Origin of the sequence: Shewanella sp. 38A_GOM-205m (assembly GCF_000518445.1) — a bacterium.
GTDB lineage: Bacteria > Pseudomonadota > Gammaproteobacteria > Enterobacterales > Shewanellaceae > Shewanella > Shewanella algae.
The window spans coordinates 1-16,589 of the sequence record NZ_JADP01000039.1 but is presented as its reverse complement, the minus strand read 5'-3'; the positions used below and the strand labels follow the sequence as shown (position 1 = coordinate 16,589).

Annotated in this window: 14 protein-coding genes; 3 read left to right on the top strand and 11 right to left on the bottom strand. The window is 52.9% G+C overall.

Annotated features, from left to right (window positions below):
- The first annotated feature begins 105 nt into the window (after window positions 1-105).
- A complete protein-coding gene (locus tag N512_RS0117830; RefSeq protein ID WP_025009948.1) occupies window positions 106-474 on the top strand; it encodes a PilZ domain-containing protein in 369 nt (122 codons plus the stop codon).
- Window positions 475-565: 91 nt separating this feature from the next.
- Here N512_RS0117830 and radA read toward each other — a convergent pair whose 3' ends face one another.
- Window positions 566-1,930 (bottom strand): DNA repair protein RadA, encoded by a 1,365-nt coding sequence (gene radA / locus N512_RS0117825; protein ID WP_028781189.1) that lies wholly within the window; start codon window positions 1,928-1,930, stop codon window positions 566-568.
- Window positions 1,931-2,097: 167 nt separating this feature from the next.
- On the opposite strand from radA, the gene N512_RS0117820 reads away from it, so the two are divergent.
- Window positions 2,098-4,512 (top strand): PilZ domain-containing protein, encoded by a 2,415-nt coding sequence (locus tag N512_RS0117820; RefSeq protein WP_028781188.1) that lies wholly within the window; start codon window positions 2,098-2,100, stop codon window positions 4,510-4,512.
- On the opposite strand, the gene N512_RS0117815 is transcribed toward N512_RS0117820, so the two are convergent.
- Both N512_RS0117815 and serB read right to left on the bottom strand, forming a co-directional pair.
- Window positions 4,479-5,399, bottom strand: a complete 921-nt coding sequence (locus tag N512_RS0117815) for an alpha/beta fold hydrolase (protein WP_037475472.1) — start codon at window positions 5,397-5,399, stop codon at window positions 4,479-4,481. The genes N512_RS0117820 and N512_RS0117815 overlap by 34 nt on opposite strands.
- Before the next feature lie 91 nt (window positions 5,400-5,490).
- A complete protein-coding gene (gene serB / locus N512_RS0117810) occupies window positions 5,491-6,468 on the bottom strand; it encodes a phosphoserine phosphatase SerB (protein ID WP_028781186.1) in 978 nt (325 codons plus the stop codon).
- Window positions 6,469-6,549: 81 nt separating this feature from the next.
- On the opposite strand from serB, the gene N512_RS23330 reads away from it, so the two are divergent.
- The gene (locus N512_RS23330; RefSeq protein ID WP_081737198.1) at window positions 6,550-7,608 is read left to right on the top strand and encodes a YtjB family periplasmic protein; all 1,059 of its coding nucleotides are present in this window, start codon (window positions 6,550-6,552) and stop codon (window positions 7,606-7,608) included.
- A 108-nt stretch (window positions 7,609-7,716) separates the two neighbouring features.
- On the opposite strand, the gene deoD is transcribed toward N512_RS23330, so the two are convergent.
- The 8 genes from deoD to tnpA form a co-directional block, all read right to left on the bottom strand.
- Window positions 7,717-8,427: a purine-nucleoside phosphorylase gene (deoD, locus tag N512_RS0117800; RefSeq protein WP_028781185.1), complete on the bottom strand. Its 711-nt coding sequence runs from the start codon at window positions 8,425-8,427 to the stop codon at window positions 7,717-7,719.
- 76 nt (window positions 8,428-8,503) lie between these two features.
- Window positions 8,504-9,721 carry a phosphopentomutase gene (locus N512_RS0117795; protein ID WP_028781184.1) on the bottom strand — a complete coding sequence of 406 codons (1,218 nt, stop codon included), beginning with the start codon at window positions 9,719-9,721 and terminating at the stop codon, window positions 8,504-8,506.
- 1 nt (window position 9,722) lies between these two features.
- Window positions 9,723-11,063, bottom strand: a complete 1,341-nt coding sequence (deoA, locus tag N512_RS0117790; RefSeq protein ID WP_025009943.1) for a thymidine phosphorylase — start codon at window positions 11,061-11,063, stop codon at window positions 9,723-9,725.
- A gap of 143 nt (window positions 11,064-11,206) precedes the next feature.
- A complete protein-coding gene (gene deoC, locus N512_RS0117785) occupies window positions 11,207-11,980 on the bottom strand; it encodes a deoxyribose-phosphate aldolase (RefSeq protein WP_025887927.1) in 774 nt (257 codons plus the stop codon).
- 390 nt (window positions 11,981-12,370) lie between these two features.
- Window positions 12,371-13,222 (bottom strand): nucleoside-specific channel-forming Tsx family protein, encoded by an 852-nt coding sequence (locus tag N512_RS0117780; protein ID WP_028781183.1) that lies wholly within the window; start codon window positions 13,220-13,222, stop codon window positions 12,371-12,373.
- Window positions 13,223-13,515: 293 nt separating this feature from the next.
- Window positions 13,516-14,811 carry a NupC/NupG family nucleoside CNT transporter gene (locus tag N512_RS0117775; protein WP_025009940.1) on the bottom strand — a complete coding sequence of 432 codons (1,296 nt, stop codon included), beginning with the start codon at window positions 14,809-14,811 and terminating at the stop codon, window positions 13,516-13,518.
- 176 nt (window positions 14,812-14,987) lie between these two features.
- On the bottom strand, window positions 14,988-15,785 hold the full coding sequence (locus tag N512_RS0117770) for a TatD family hydrolase (protein ID WP_028781182.1): 798 nt from the start codon (window positions 15,783-15,785) through the stop codon (window positions 14,988-14,990).
- Window positions 15,786-16,041: 256 nt separating this feature from the next.
- Window positions 16,042-16,488 (bottom strand): IS200/IS605 family transposase, encoded by a 447-nt coding sequence (gene tnpA / locus N512_RS0117760; protein WP_025012174.1) that lies wholly within the window; start codon window positions 16,486-16,488, stop codon window positions 16,042-16,044.
- Window positions 16,489-16,589 lie beyond the last annotated feature (101 nt).

The window sequence follows — 16,589 nt, the reverse complement described above, 5'->3', positions numbered from 1 at the left end:
TTTTTCATATTTTGTCTGTAGCGGATAGATATTTGACCTGAGTTCGGTGCCAAGCGCTTCTTATGTGGCTACAATAAGGACAGACCAAGAATTAAAGGACTGAATATGGACGAAAAGCGCAAGTTTTCACGGATCCTGTTTACCATAGATGCCCAGTTGAGCTGCGGTGACAAGATATGGGGCACCCATTTGCTGGATCTCTGTCTCAACGGCGCCATGGTAGAAGAACCTGCCGATTTCGCTCCCGAAGGCGTGCTGGAGCTGAGTTTTCGCCTGCCCCAGTCCGAGGTGCAACTCTGTATGGAGGCCGAAGTTGTGCATCGCCGCAACGGCCTTCTGGGTCTCAAGTGTGCTCTCATCGATGTCGAGAGCATCAGTCACTTAAGAAGGCTGTTGGAGTTGAATCTTGGCGATGCCTCACTGCTGCACCGGGAGTTGGAGCAGTTTATCGCCGAACATGAACAGAGCCGCTGAGGCGGCTCCTGCTTCGCAGTATACAGGGCGGCAATAGCCCTGTTTGCCGGGCTATGACTCACATAGCAATCACATAGCGCTCATATAGCAATCATAGAGCCCCGAGCGCCTCACTGAGTTTGCTCACCCCTATCACCTGCATCCCCTGAGGCGGTTTTTTCGGCATATTGGCTTTGGGCACTATTGCCCGAGTAAAACCGTGCTTGGCAGCTTCCACCAAACGCTCCTGGCCATTGGGCACGGGACGTATCTCGCCGGAAAGGCCCACTTCGCCGAACACCACCAGATCCCTGGGCAGAATATCACCGCGGAAACTGGAAACCATGGCCAGCAGCAGAGTCAAATCTGCGCTGGTTTCTGTCACCTTGACACCACCGACCACGTTGACAAACACGTCCTGATCCGACATCTGTAAGCCGCCATGACGATGCATTACCGCCAGCAACATAGCCAAACGGTTGGCATCCATTCCCACGGCGACCCGCCGCGGATGCGACAGTGCCGAGCTGTCTACCAACACCTGCAGTTCCACCAACAGCGGCCGAGTGCCCTCCCAAACCACCATCACTAAGGAGCCGGAGGCGGCTTCATCGGCGCGTGACAGGAATATCGCCGACGGATTGGCCACTTCCTTGAGCCCCCGCTCCGTCATGGCGAATACCCCCAGTTCATTGATGGCGCCGAAGCGGTTCTTGTGCGAGCGCAGGGTACGGTAGCGGCTATCGCTGTCCCCTTCAAACATCACAGAGCAATCTATGCAGTGCTCCAACACCTTGGGGCCGGCCAGAGAGCCGTCTTTGGTAACATGGCCGACCATGATGATGGCGATACCGTTTTGCTTGGCAAACCGGGTCAGAAAGGCGGCCGACTCACGAACCTGGGCCACACTGCCGGGGGAGGACTGCACATCGCTGATATGCATCACCTGAATCGAATCTATCACTATGACCTTGGGCTTCTCCCGCAGTGCCACAGTGCAGATGGTCTCGACACTGGTTTCGGACAACATCTTCAAGCGCCCTGTGGGCAGGCCCAAACGATGAGCTCGCATCGCCACTTGCTGCAAAGATTCCTCGCCGGTCACATAGAGAGCCGGCATGGTCTCGGCCAACTGACACAAAGTCTGCAGCAGCAAGGTACTCTTGCCTGCGCCCGGATGCCCGCCAATCAGGATGGCACTGCCGGCGACTATGCCGCCACCGAGCACTCGGTCAAATTCGATAAAGCTGCTGGAGATCCTTGGCACTTCGTTGAGATCTATCTGATCCAGCGTCTGGATCTCACTGGCACCGGCGCCGGCATAACCGCTGAACTGACCGCCCCGGGATGGCGTGGCCGCCCCCAGCCGGACTTCGGTAATGGTATTCCATTCATGACAGGCACTGCACTGCCCCTGCCAGCGGGGAAAGTCCTGGCCACATTCGTTGCACACGTATGCTGTTTTATTCTTCGCCATCTGGGTTCAAACTTGTGTAAAATCTGTAATAGTTAATTAAAATAATTGCACTTTCAAAGTGATACTTTCAGCATGATAATCCCGAATTGGGTTCAAGCTTCCCAAAGCCGGGCCGACATAAGACTAACAGTCAGCACAAGAATAAGCACCCTTTAAAGAGCGAGTCCATGAGCCCAGATCACCACAGCGCCCTGATTGAACAACTCAAGCCCCTGATGATGGAGCCGGACTTCAGTGAGATCTTCTTGCAGCTCACCGCCGAAGAGTCCAACTCGACCCGCTTTCTGTTAAAGATGGAAATCCAGCGCCTGGCTTCCCCCTGCCTGAGGATTATTGACCTCAGAGACAAATCGGAACTGCCCTGCCAGGAGTATCGCTTCGCCGACCAACGCCACTTCCTCGATGACCCGGCCAAAGAGGCCTTTGATGCCACACTGGCACTGTACCGCAACCAGTACACCATGGGAGTGTACGAGCAGGTGATGGAGGCTCATCGCCAGCGTCGCCAAAAGCTGCAGCAAACGCCCCGCAATCAGGAAGGACAGGGGAATCCCTATCTGGTACCCGGGATTGTGTTAGGGCGCTACTTCAACCGCAGTGAAGAGCGGATGAACTACAGCATCAAGATAGCTGTCTCTCAACCCGGCAGAGAGGAGGTGCGCGGCAATACCGCAGATCTCTCCGTCGGTGGTGCCAGAGTTCGCCTACCCGCCAGACACAATTTCGATCTCAACCGGCCGCTGCGGGTCAAGCTGCTGGATCTCAGCGATGAATACTATTACCGGGATCTGCAACTCGGGGTCGACTACCAGATAGTCGATGCCCAGACAGAGCAGGACACCTGCTGGATGCGGCTCAAGCGCATCGGCGGCAGCGAACAGTTGGCCGAAATGCTCGCCAGCCTCATTCGCGGTTATAAGTTCCGCTATAAGGTGGATGTCAACGATGTGCTGGTAACCGCCACTGGGATGGGGTTCGAGCGCCATTACTTGGCTCATCTGCCGCATCTGCCGCTGTTTATCGAACAGGACAGCCAAGGCAAGCCTGCTATTGGTGCTCTGCTGCTTAGTCGGGACAATCAGGCACTGCTGCACGATTTCCTCGATGAAGCCGATATCAACCAATTGCCGGGACTGCTGAGCAAGCAGAGACTGGCGGCCATGCTCGCCGAGCCGGACAACGCTGACCACAGATTACTGTTCAGCTTTACCTATAATGCCCGTGGTCAACTCTACTTCTACTCAGCCAGCCTCAGCGAGCTGAAAAAAAGCCGCCTGCAACCTCTGTTTCTGGGCTTTGGTGCCACCAAGGGCAGTTGGAAGGTTATCCAGGTGGGCCTGGATGCCATAGACCATCGGGGTTCCTACAAGGCCTCCATGCTCCCGGGCGATGACAGCAACTACTCGGCACTGACTGAGCAGCAGCTGAGCAAATACAGCCACATATTACAGTTGATGGATGTGACCGACGAACAGGCCGCCGAAGAGTATCGTCGCTGGCCATTCAAGATGGACGCCAATGAGCTCAAGCGTTTCGGCCAAGCCAAAATCACCACCAACAGTATCCGATTGGTGTCCATGTATTTCAGCGAACGGCGCCAGGAAGCCAGGTTCTCCTTCAAGACCCTGGTCAACATCAGTCAGGGAAAACAGCAATACACAGGGGTCACCCATGATATTTCCAGTCGTGGCCTGCAGCTGAACCTGGATGAGAACGCGACTCTCAACCCCAAGGAGCCGCTGCTGCTGAGCTTTCCCAAGCTGCAGGAGCTGGCGCCCAAGGCAAAACTTCAGGCGCTGCCCTATCGATTGGTGCGCAGCCGTAAAAACGGTGTCACCCTGCATCTGGCGGCGGTGATGGGCCACACGCCTCATCCGGGCGTGGAGTTTTTGCATCGCCTGATAGAGCAGAACCGCGAGAAATTGCAGCAACTGACAGAGGATAACTCTGAGGTCAAAGAACTGGCCGAAGCGATGAAAAACCTCTTGATGCGCAAACTGCATTCAGTGCCTTTCCTTGTGGAAAAAACCGTCAAGTCTTTCCGTTTGTCGGCGCTGGGGGTCGGCGTAGAGCCGGATGCCGTCAGCGACTTGTTCGCCAACAGCAGCGCTGAGCAGTTGCAGTTCAATCTCGAACCTTTACTGCAAGACGGCCGGCTGAAGCGCGACTTTATCGGCCCGATACGGGCGATGAAGCCGCAGATGACCATGGACAGCTTCGAAGTCTTTGTGCAGTTGGTGCGCCAATCCAGCGGCCAGTTGCGGCTGCGCTGCACTGCCCGCCATGAACTGGCGGAGCGTCAGGCCCAAGTGGATTTTATCCGTCAGGCACAGTCGCTCGGCAGCTTTATGGCCTTGAAAGTCTATCGCGGCGCCGCCGGTAAACCGGATCTGGGCTATATCCGCCGCGAGCTGGAATATATAGGTGTCCATGCCAAGCACAAGGCCAAGAAGCTCGAAGAGATGCTGTGGCAGGTAGTGGGCGTTGGCGAGTTTTTGGAAATCACCAGCGAGGTCTTGCTGCGCTACCCGGAATTAAATCCAGAAGCTCAGTCACTGACGCTGGAAAGCTCAAAACCCTGATACCAGGCGAGCACCTTGTTGAAATGATCGTTTGGTGCATCCACATGGGTCAGCATATCCGCATGACCATAGTCGTGGCGATTGCCGTTTTCCCGTGACAGTAAGGTAAAGCGGCTATTCTGCAAGCCGCATTCGGCCATCATATCCAGCACATCTTCCGGGTTGCCGAGCACAGTGTCATTCTGTCCAGCGATAAACCAACTCTTGGGCCAAGGGGCTTTGGCGGCAGCCCGGCCATAGTCGAAACCATCGTCATGATCTATCCAATCACCGCGTACCCAATCTATGCTCTGCTGTAGCGAAGCCCGGCTCTCGTTATCCATGCCCATGCGCCACTTGTCGGCCGCGAGATAGCCGTGACCGGCGGCAATGCCGGGAGCCAGGCGGTTCCAAACGAGATCCACCATCAGCCACTTTTTCAATGACCTGACTCTGATGGTGCGCTTGCTGCCAAAGGTAAGCAGTGATGCCACCGAGGCTTGCAGTTCAGGAAATCGGGCCAAGGCGCTGGCCATCAGCACCCCGCCCCAGGAATGGGCACACCAATGCAGCTTGTCCAAAGACTCGGCCTCGAGCAGATACTGCTGCACCAGGGGCAGTTGTTCACGGATGACCTCGCCTTGTCCAAGCTCAAACCCTCGCGCCAACTTAGGCGTGCTGAGGCCGCGACCTGCACTGTCCATTACATAGACGGTAAAGCCAGCCTGGGCCAGAAACGGTGCCAGACCTCGACCTCTGCTGCTGTAAAACACCCGGCCGTTGGACATGGCGCCATGCAACATCAAAATCGGGATCTGATGCCGAAAACCGGCTGCGGGAGAAATTTTGCGAAGATGCAGCTCGCCATCTCGATAAGGCAGAAAGATTGATTGCTGTACAGTTTCCATGGAGTGTGTCGTCACCGGGTTCTATAGCAAAAGCTAATGAATCCCGGTCACAAAAACAAGAGCAATCACTCTAATTCTAACTGTCAACGCTTCAGCGCCCTTGCAGCAAGAAAGGTAATACCTGCAGGCCCAGCTTATTGATCCTGGCCGCAGCCGCCGCAGCCAGCTTAGGTTTGGCATGATAGGCAATACCAAAATCGGCCGCCTGCACCATGGGGATATCGTTGGCGCCATCGCCTATGGCCAGCCTTTGCCCGGCAGCTATCTGCCACTGCTCGGCGCATTTTTTCACCACATCAGCCTTGAAGGCGGCATCCACTACCTGGCCGCTAACCTCGCCGAGCAACTTGCCATCGCTTATTACCAGTTCATTGGCAAAAGCGGCATCCAACCCAAGCAACTGCTGCAGATGGCCAACAAAGGGGGTAAAACCACCTGAGGCCACCACAGTGCGCCAGCCATGGGACTTGAGCTCGGCTATCATGCTCTCAAGCCCGGGGCTCAAGGGCAAGCGGGCACAGAGGTCATCAATAGTACTTTGATTCGCGCCCTTGAGCTTGGCCACCCTCTGGCGCAGGCTCTGTTCGAAGTCCAGCTCCCCCTGCATCGCCCGCTCGGTCACTTGTGCCACCTCGGCGCCCACGCCGGCAGCGGCCGCCAATTCATCGATACACTCAATGGTAATGGCGGTCGAGTCCATATCCATCACCAACAGGCCTGGAGTCGAAAGCTCCGGCAAACTCGTTGTCGCCGCAATGGGCAGGTAGTCCAGCTCGCAAATTGACTCAAGACGATTCTGCATGGATTGACAGATACCCGCCTCGAGCAGCAACTCGAGCCCATACAAGGATTGCTCGCGCTGCAAAATCGCCACCGCCCTCGGTGCCAACTCGGGAAGCAAGTCGGCAACAGCAGCCGCGGCCTTTTCACTGAAGATCAGCCGTAATCGCTCACCCTGAGCATGTTGCCCTTCCTTGAATGCCGGCCAAGTATGCTGCTGCAGACTCAAGACATAGACACCATCCTGACGTTGACTGGCCAACAGGGGAAAAGGTAAGACTGACTCCATGGTCACTGCTCTCCGGCTATCGGGCATACCCATAATCCATTATGATTAGGGAAACACCGAATTTGATTAAGGGACAAAGTATTGTTGTTCAAGGGCCTTAAAAAAAGCCAGAAGATCAGCAGACTGCTGCAGATCGCCATAGCCGTCACTCTGCTGGTCGGCCTGGTCCAGCTGTGGCAGACAAGCCTACTACAAGGGCAGCGGCTTCTGAAGACCCAAACCCAAAAGATGGCCAGATTATTGGTGCAACAAACAGCCTATGGTGCCGCACCGGCGTTGCAACTGCAAAATGATGAGCAGTTGCAGTGGCTGGCCAGCGCCCTGGTGGAAGATCCCAAGGTGATGGCGGCGACTATCTACAGCGAGAATGGCCAGCGGCTATCCTTTGCCCAGGATGTCAGCCCAGAGTTACTGGAGCCGGACTCCCCGGAGCTGGATGATCTGCTGGCGCCCTATCCCCCTTATGTCGAGCCGGTGATCCAGCAAGGTAAAAACCTGGGCTTCGTCGAAGTCAGGCTGGATCCCAAGCTGTTTTTCAATGCGATCAAAGAAGCCCACGAGCTAAATATGGAGCAGCAGCAACTGATGCTGATAGTCGCGGGCTTTATCGGCCTGTTGCTGTCGCGGGCCTTGTCGTTTAAACGCGCCGACTTTGACCGCCGCCGCACCCGAGTCAAGCGCAGGCGTAAAAAGCTTAAACAGCAGGAAAAAGCAACCGCCAAGGAAGCCGCGGAGACTGAACCTACTGCCGCCGAAAGCCAAGATTCAGCCACGGATACCGGCGAATCCCAGACAGAGCTTGAAGCTGAATCCAACACCAATATGTCTCCCAAACAGGTTGAACAGCCCGCCAAAGCCTCGGCCACAAAGGCTGCCAGGCCAGAGCACTCGGAGGTAAACACTGAATCTGGGATTGACAATAAAACAGGGGAAAAGGTCCAAACTGAAACAGGCGCTGAAACTTCAGCGCCCCCAATTGACCCAAGTAACCAAAGAGACCAAAGCGAAGCCAAGCAAGCCAACGATAGCCTGATCCAGGATCCTGTCGATGCGGACGATCCCCGCGGTAAACGTCCCTGGCCGGGAGTTGTCCCCAAACGGGAGCCTCAAACTGCAGAAGCAAACAAAAAGAACGAATAGTCCGAGAGCCAGCTTCAGCTGCAGAGCCGCGCTCCAGGAATAAGTGAAAAGGCTTAGAAACAATAAGGGCTCCCGAGGGAGCCCTTATGATGTCAGTTGGTTACCGGATTACAGGGTAATCGCAGCATCCAGCGTCATGACGATCATATCGTTGAAAGTGGTTTGACGCTCATCAGAGCTGGTCTTCTCACCGGTACGGATATGGTCGGAAACAGTTACCACGCAAAGAGCGCGGGCACCGAATTCATGGGCAACACCGTAGAGACCGGCAGCTTCCATTTCCACACCCAGTACTCCCATCTTTTCCATCACGTCGAACATTTCAGGATCCGGAGTGTAGAAGAGATCGGCAGAGAACACATTACCTACACGAATTTTGGTACCGTGAGTCTTGGCTGAGTCGACTACAGCACTCATCAGCTCATAGTTGGCGATGGCAGAAAAGTCCTGACCTTTGAAACGCAGACGGTTCACCTGAGAATCGGTGCAGGCGCCCATGCCGATGATCACATCGCGCACTTTAACGTCAGTACTGATTGCACCACAGGTGCCTACACGGATCAGGTTCTTGACACCATAGTCCTTGATAAGCTCTGTGGCATAAATGGAGCAGGAAGGGATACCCATGCCTGAACCCATCACAGAGATACGCTTGCCTTTGTAGGTACCTGTGAAACCGAGCATATTACGTACGTCGGTAACCTGCTCTACGTTTTCCAGGAAGGTTTCGGCAATGTACTTGGCCCGCAGTGGATCGCCAGGGAAAAGTACGGTTTCAGCGAATGCGCCGTCAACTGCATTGATATGTGGTGTTGCCATCGAAATAACCCCGTTAGTTTTATAAAGACTCAAGTCTGTTTATTAAAGACGGCTCCGGCGAGGGAGCCATATCTTGTCAGCGAATAAATGATTCGCCGTATTCCATTGGTTCCAGCTTGAAGTAGCTGGCAATGGATTGGCCGATATCGGCAAAGCTCTTGCGACGCCCCAATGAGCCGGCACTCAAACCTGCGCCATAGGCCAGAACCGGCACATGTTCGCGGGTATGATCTGTGCCTTCCCAAGTAGGGTCGCAACCATGGTCTGCGGTCAGGATAAGCAAGTCATCCTTATTCAGCAGTGCCAGGATTTCAGGCAATCTTGCATCGAAGTATTCCAGTCCCCGGGCGTAACCAGCCACATCACGGCGGTGGCCATAGTGGGAGTCGAAATCCACGAAGTTGGTGAAGACTATGGTGCTGTCACCGGCAGCCTTGACCTGCTCCAGTGTAGCATCGAACAAGGCTTCCAGGCCCGAGGCCTTAACCTTGCTGGTGATACCGCAGTGGGCATAAATATCGGAAATTTTACCGACACTGACCACTTGGCCGCCGGCGGCTTTCAGCTTATCCAGCACAGTTTTCGCCGGCGGCTCTACCGCGTAGTCACGGCGATTGCCGGTGCGGGCAAAGTCGGCGGCGCCGCTGCCAACAAAAGGTCGCGCTATGACTCGGCCGATATTATATGGCTCAAGCTCTTCACGGGCGATTTCACACAAACGGTAGAGGTTCTCCAGGCCGAAGCTTTCTTCATGGCAGGCAATCTGGAACACAGAGTCGGCCGAGGTATAGAAGATAGGCAGGCCGGAACGCATATGTTCTTCACCCAATTCTTCCAGAATCGCAGTACCGGATGCGTGACAATTGCCGAGGAAACCGCTGAGGCCGGCGCGCGCCAGGATCTTATCGGTCAATTCTTTGGGGAAAGAGTTTTGTTTGTCGCTGAAATAGCCCCAATCAAACAGCACGGGAACACCGGCCATTTCCCAGTGACCACTGGGGGTATCCTTGCCTGAGCTCAGCTCTTCGGCATGACCATAAGCGCCTATCAACTCGACATCGGCGTCAAACCCGGGGGCAAACTGACCTGTGCTTTCCATGGCGGCATGTGCCAACCCCAGACGGCTCAGATTGGGTAACTTCAGCGGCCCTTCACGGCCATCATTGGCACGCCCTTCGGCACACTCTTTGGCGATATGACCAAAGGTATCTGAACCCAGGTCACCAAACTTGGCCGCATCACCTGCTGCGCCGACGCCGAAGGAATCCAGCATTAAAATAATGGTACGTTTCATACTACTTCTCCTGGAGATCGGCAGCGCGGATGGCGCGATAGATCTCCGGTGTTTTCTCAGGGGCGCTGTCGCCAATGACTATGGCTCTGCGCACCGCGGCAGCGGCTTCTTCGAAGGCGCTTTCTGACTGGGCATGCACCATTGCCAGCGGTTTGTCGGCATTGATTTCATGTCCCAGGGCACAAACCTGTGTCAGGCCGACGCTGTAATCCAGGGCATCACCTGGCTTACGACGACCACCACCCAGAGTGACCACAGCCAAGCCGAGTTCACGGGTATCCATGCTGTAAGCAAAGCCGGAACGCTCGGCATATACAGGACGAATAATCTTGGCTTGGGGCAAGTATTTTTCAGGATGTTCGACAAAATCGACCGGGCCGCCCAGTCCGGAAACCATACGGGCGAAGATCTCGGCGGCCTTGCCATTATCCAGCACGGCGTTGAGCTTACTGCGGGCCTCGGCCTCATTGGCGGCAAGACCACCGAGCAGCAACATCTCACTACAAAGTCCCATAGTGACTTCGTAGAGGCGCGGATTACGATATTTGCCGGTAAGGAAGTTCACCGCCTCGAGCACTTCGACCGCGTTCCCGGCGCAGGAGGCCAACACCTGGTTCATATCTGTCAGCAGAGCCGTGGTCTTGGTACCTGCACCATTGGCAACCGCAACAATAGAACGAGCCAGTTCCTCGGATGCCTGATAAGTAGGCATAAAGGCACCGCTGCCCACTTTGACGTCCATCGCCAGCGCATCCAGGCTACAAGCCAGTTTCTTTGACAGAATAGAGGCGGTGATAAGCGGGATGGATTCGACAGTGGCCGTGTTGTCACGAATGGAATAGAAACGCTTGTCGGCAGGGACCAGATCGCCGGTTTGACCGATAATGGCCACACCGACCTCTTTAACCACCTTACGGAATAGTTCGCTGTCGGGCTCAGTCTGATAGCCGGGGATGGCGTCAAACTTATCCAGAGTGCCACCTGTGTGGCCCAGACCACGACCTGAAATCATGGGAACATAACCGCCGCAGGCTGCCGCCATGGGGCCAAGCATCAGGCTGATAACATCGCCCACGCCGCCTGTGCTGTGTTTGTCTATGACAGGGCCGTCGAGCTGCAGGCTATCCCAATTGAGCACAGTGCCGGAATCACGCATAGCCGTAGTCAGTGCGATGCGCTCATCCATGCTCATGTCGTTAAAATACACCGCCATCCCGAATGCAGCTATCTGACCTTCAGACACGCTGTTATCGGTAATGCCTTTGACAAAGAACTGGATCTCCTCCTTGGAAAGCGCCATTTTTTCGCGTTTTTTACGAATTATCTCTTGTGCCAGAAACATAATACTGCCTCCTTTCTACTGCAACCTTGTCTATAAAAGCCGTTACAGTATTGGGGTTGGACGTCAAATATGTAGTAACTTTATTACAGATACTAGCCAAGTTTTGACGTCACCAAATAGACTTGGATCACAATCAGCGGGGATTAGTAACCTTGAGTCGGTGCTGGAGCGTCAGCCAATTCCAGCGTGTGCAGCAGACTGGCCAGCAGGCTGGATGCACCGAAACGGAAAGTACGGGGTGAAACCCAGTCATTGCCCAGAATACGCTCGGCTGTACCGAGGAATTCAGCGGCTTGGGCGGCATCACGTACACCACCGGCAGGCTTGAAGCCTACTGCGGGGTTCTTTTCACTGATAACGGTCAGCATGATTTCAGCCGCTTCAAGAGTGGCATTGACAGGTACCTTACCGGTCGAGGTCTTGATAAAGTCAGCGCCAGCATCGATAGACAACTCGGAAGCCTTGCGAATAAGCGCCGGGTCTTTCAGTTCACCGGATTCGATGATCACTTTCAAAAGCACATTGTCACCACAGGCTTCTTTACAGGCTTTGACCAGCTCAAAACCAACAGTTTCGTTGCCTTCCATCAATGCACGATAAGGGAATACCACATCCACTTCGTCGGCACCGTAAGCCACTGCTGCACGGGTTTCCAGCACGGCGATAGCGATGTCATCATTGCCGTGAGGGAAGTTGGTGACTGTGGCAATACGGATATCATCGGCGCCCATGGCATCCAAAGTCTTGCGCGCGATAGGAATAAAGCGTGGATAGATACAGATAGCAGCAGTATGACCGGCCGGAGTGTTGGCCTTATGACACAATTCGATCACCTTCTGATCGGTATCATCATCATTCAGGGTGGTCAGATCCATCAGTTGGATGGCGCGCTGTGCTGCTTGTTTTAAATCGCTCATAATTGCTCTCCGAGACATAAAATCAAAGGATTAAAAATCTGTCTTGGCAGCGCCAGAGGGGCTTTTTGTGGTTATTGTTATGGCCGGGCCTTCGGGCGACGCCTGCATTTGACTGCAAATCATCTTTGTAGGGTATTCAACCTTGATAACGAGTATCACGACTTGAATCCTTGAAGACCGGGAAGGGGGAACTCGAGTTCCTTGCCTTGCCGCGAAAAATCCCTTTTAACGCGAGAAATCTGTCAACCTTTACATAAACAAGCTGAACCAGCTTCCGGCTAATATTGCGGGTTCATTGAACCCAACTCACTATAGCTCAGGCTTAGGTAAAGATTAAGTCAGAGCAAAATAAAAACGGGGGTCACCCTAGAGGATAACCCCCATCTACCATTAGAACTTGTAGGTAGCGCTCAGGTAGTGAGACCAACCTGTAGATTCCAGAGCCAGGGCACCGGCACCGTCTTCAAGCAGGTATACGTCTTTAAAGCCTTTCAGGCCATAGCCCAGAGCGTAACGATCTGAGTGCCAGTACAGGCCGAAGAACACGTTACCACCGTTTGTTGTGGTTGGTACGAAAGCAGTCTTGTCTTCGTCAGCACCGAACTGGTAGTCGATGTAACCCTGGAACGACAGGAAGCTCTTGTTGTCGAAGAAGTAGAAAGGCTTGAACCAGTTCATGGAGAACTGATAACCGTTCCATTCTTTGTTATTCAGGTCATAGTATGCATACAGGTTCATGCCGGTTTTACCCAGCCATGGCACCATCACATCAGCACCCACACCCCAGAAAGAGCTGTTAACACCAGTGCCGTCACCATCGTTAACCAGACCGTCCCAGTTGAACAGAGTAGAGAAGTAAACTTCTTGAACTGGGCCGAAAGACAGGTCTTTATTGAATACTGCATCCATGGAGATACGTGGTGCAAACTTCATGAACAGCTTACTTTTACCTGAACCTGGGTTTTTGTCACCGTTATTGGTGTACTGGTTACCCAGGTTAAACACATCAACGTAACCGTACAGATCGAAAATACCTGAACGACCACCGAATTCCATTTCCAGGTAGTTGTGCTGATCACCTGAAGCTGGGTTTTCAGGCTTCTCACCGATAGAGTACATCAGGTTGAACTGCATCCATTTGTAGTCACTGGCGTGCAGGTCAGAACGATCAGCGGCGTCGGCATTGCCTGACATGGCAGCGACCGCTGTAGCGGCTAAAGCTAAAGTTTTAACGTTTTTCATCATCAACCCCATTCATCTTTGGTTCTCGCTACCCTCTTGGAGCAGCATTCTTTTAATTGGCGCCCGCATTCTACCTTCTCCATCCAAAACTACAAGAAAGACAAAATAAAATACGAACACTAAATTTTATATTTGAACAAAAGTACCCATTTCACTCACTAGTCAGAAATATCTGCACTCTTGTTCTGCTCATGTTGCCTACCTAAGTGGGCACAGGAGCCAAGCAAAGCTAATTTGGAAATCGATTGGGTTAACAAGAGGCCTGCGAATTCAGGCCTCTGTTCACTACCGTCTTACAGTGCCAGGAACAAACCGGCCAGAGTCGCACTCATCAGGTTAGCCAGAGAACCGGCAACCACAGCGCGCAGACCCAGTTTAGCCAGATCGTGACGACGATTTGGTGCCATGGCACCCAAGCCGCCCAGCAGAATTGCGATGGAAGACAAGTTAGCGAAGCCACACAGAGCGAAAGAGATAATCGCCTGAGTACGGACTGTCATTGGCGCCTGAGTTTCGGCCACACACATAGGCAACTCTTTAGTGACCTCAGCGGCAACGGCAGTACAGCTCATGGCAGCATCATGGATGTAGGGTGCGAAGTTCATGTAAGCCACAAACTCGTTGACCACTATCTTTTGGCCGATGAAAGAACCGGCAACCATGGCTTCATTCCAAGGCACACCGATGAGGTAAGCCAGAGGCATAAAGATATAGCCAAGGATCAGTTCCAGAGTCAGGTTTTCCATGCCGAACCAACCGCCGATACCACCTATGATGCCGTTGATCATGGCAATCAAACCGATGAAGGCCAGCAGCATAGCACCAACGTTCAGCGCCAGGTGCATACCGGAAGAAGCACCCGCAGCGGCAGCATCCAGTACGTTGGCAGGCTTGTCTGGATCTTCAGGCAGCTCATCCATGTCGTTCTTGGCAGTTTCAGTTTCAGGATGCATCAGCTTGGCCATCAACAGACCCGCAGGTGCCGCCATGAAAGAAGCCGCAACCAGATACTGGATAGGTACACCCATCTGTGCATAACCGGCCAGAACAGAACCTGCGATAGATGCAAGACCACCCACCATAATGGCGAACAGCTCAGATTGAGTCATGGTTGGAATAAAGGGACGAACCACCAGAGGCGCTTCGGTCTGACCCACGAAGATGTTGGCTGTGGCAGACATGGACTCGGTACGGCTGGTGCCCAAGGCCTTCTGCAGCGCCCCACCCAAAATACGAATGATCCACTGCATGATGCCCAGATAGTAGAGCACAGCGATCAGAGAGGAGAAGAACACGATAACCGGCAGCACGTTCACTGCGAAGATAAAGCCGACTTTGAAGTTAGCCAAATCACCAAACAGGAAGCTGATACCATTTTGTGCATAACCGATAACACTGGAAACAGCATCGGATACGTTCTTGAGAACGTCCTTACCGAACGGCACGTACAAGACAAAACCGCCCAATGCAGCCTGAATTGCCAGTGCACCACCGACAGTTCTAAGATTGATTGCCTTCTTGTTGTTGGACAACAAGAAACCAATCGCGAGTAGGGTGACCACCCCTACTAAGCTCATAAGTATATTCATTAACCATCACCCTATTGTTAACGCTTTTTAATTATGTTGTTAACCAACCTTTTTCCGAGCAAGATTATACCCGACCTCCGGGGCAAAATCGTCGTTTTGATCAAATTTTTGAAGTTAATTTTCAAAAGTTTAGTCACATCACAGAATGCGAGTTACACCTGTTTAAATAAAAGAAACTAAAGCTCAAACAGTTGCATCAAGTTCTGTTGGAGGTGTTCTGATATTAGAACATTGGTTTTTTTCTGCAAATCCGCCAATTCGGCTATTATTTGTACCAATGTCAGGGGGGTATTGCGTTTTTCCGGCAGGAAACTCGGCGTCATTGAGGGCGAATCAGTCTCCACCAACAAAGCATCGAGCGGTAATTTGCCAACTGCATCACGCAGCTTTTTTGCATTTTTATTCAGCAACAAGCCGCCAATCCCCAACTTGAAGCCAAGCTCCAAATAAGCGATCGCCGTCTCATAAGAGCCATTAAAGGCATGAACCACTCCGCCCCGCGGCAGTGAATGCTGTTTCAACATGCCCAAGAGTTCATTATGGGTCTTCACCGAATGCAGTATCAGCGGCAGCTTCAACTCCGCCGCCAAGGCCAACTGCCCTTCCAGCACCCTGTATTGCAGGTTCCAGGGGACATGCGCCGGATTATCTTGCGCCAGCTCAGCCTTGGGTTTGTCCAAACCACACTCGCCGATTCCTACCATCAGAGGGTCATTTACAGAAATGAGCTCACTTTTGAGCGCTGTCAGCGCCAGGTCACTCTCGGCAATTGATTTAGGGCAATACCAGGGATGTATCCCTAAGGTGAAAGGCAGTTGCAGCTGGTGAGCAATCGCTTTCTGCTTTGACCAATGCCGAGGACTGACACCGGGAATGATAGCACCGCCAATACCGGCGGCGTTCATCGCGGCCATGAGGGCTAGTCTGTCATGATCAAAGTCGCTGAAATCCAGATGAGCGTGAGAATCAAAGATCATGCTGTTCTCCTTCTTTTTGCCTGTCTTTAGCGTCGGCCTCTTGCCCAACTTTTTGCAAAGGAGGATCGCTGAGTCTTGGCATACAGCAGCGCCGATTTTCTTCGGTTAACCCCATGCGATCACAAAAACGGATGTAACTTTGCCAGCACTTTTGAATAAAAAACATCAGAAGATCTCTCAACAACATCCCAGTAAAAAATCCACCTGCATAGCAGGTGGCTTTGAACAGCCCCCTAGAAGGGGGCTAAAAGAATCACCCATCCAAACCAAGCTTGATCTGACCGTTTGATTCCTCTGCCTCTACTTTCTGTTGATACCTTACATATCGACGAATGATCTCTTCGTTTGCTCCCACTGAATCTACAAAGTAGCCTCTTTGCCAAAAATGGTTACCCCATAATTTATGCTTTCGTAAGTAAGGGAATTTGTTAAACAGTCTTATTGCCGTTCTTCCCTTTAAAAAACCTACGTACTCCGAGACACTCAAGCTTGGCGGAAGTCTCACCAGTAAGTGAACATGGTCTATCTGGACATTTAGCTCTACTATCCGACACTTCTTCATGCCGCTATAGATATAAATACTGCGACAAACCTCCTGCCCAACTCGGCCCTTCAAGATCCTGTGTCTATACTTTGGTGTCCATACAATGTGATACTGACAGCGATAGAAGACGTGCGATGCACTTTCATATCGGCTCATACTGCTTACTCCTTGATTTGCTGGTAACAAACCGAGTCAGTATGCAGTATGGGCACTCTTCGGGCTGAGCCCCGACTTGACGATCACCACCTCCATAGGAG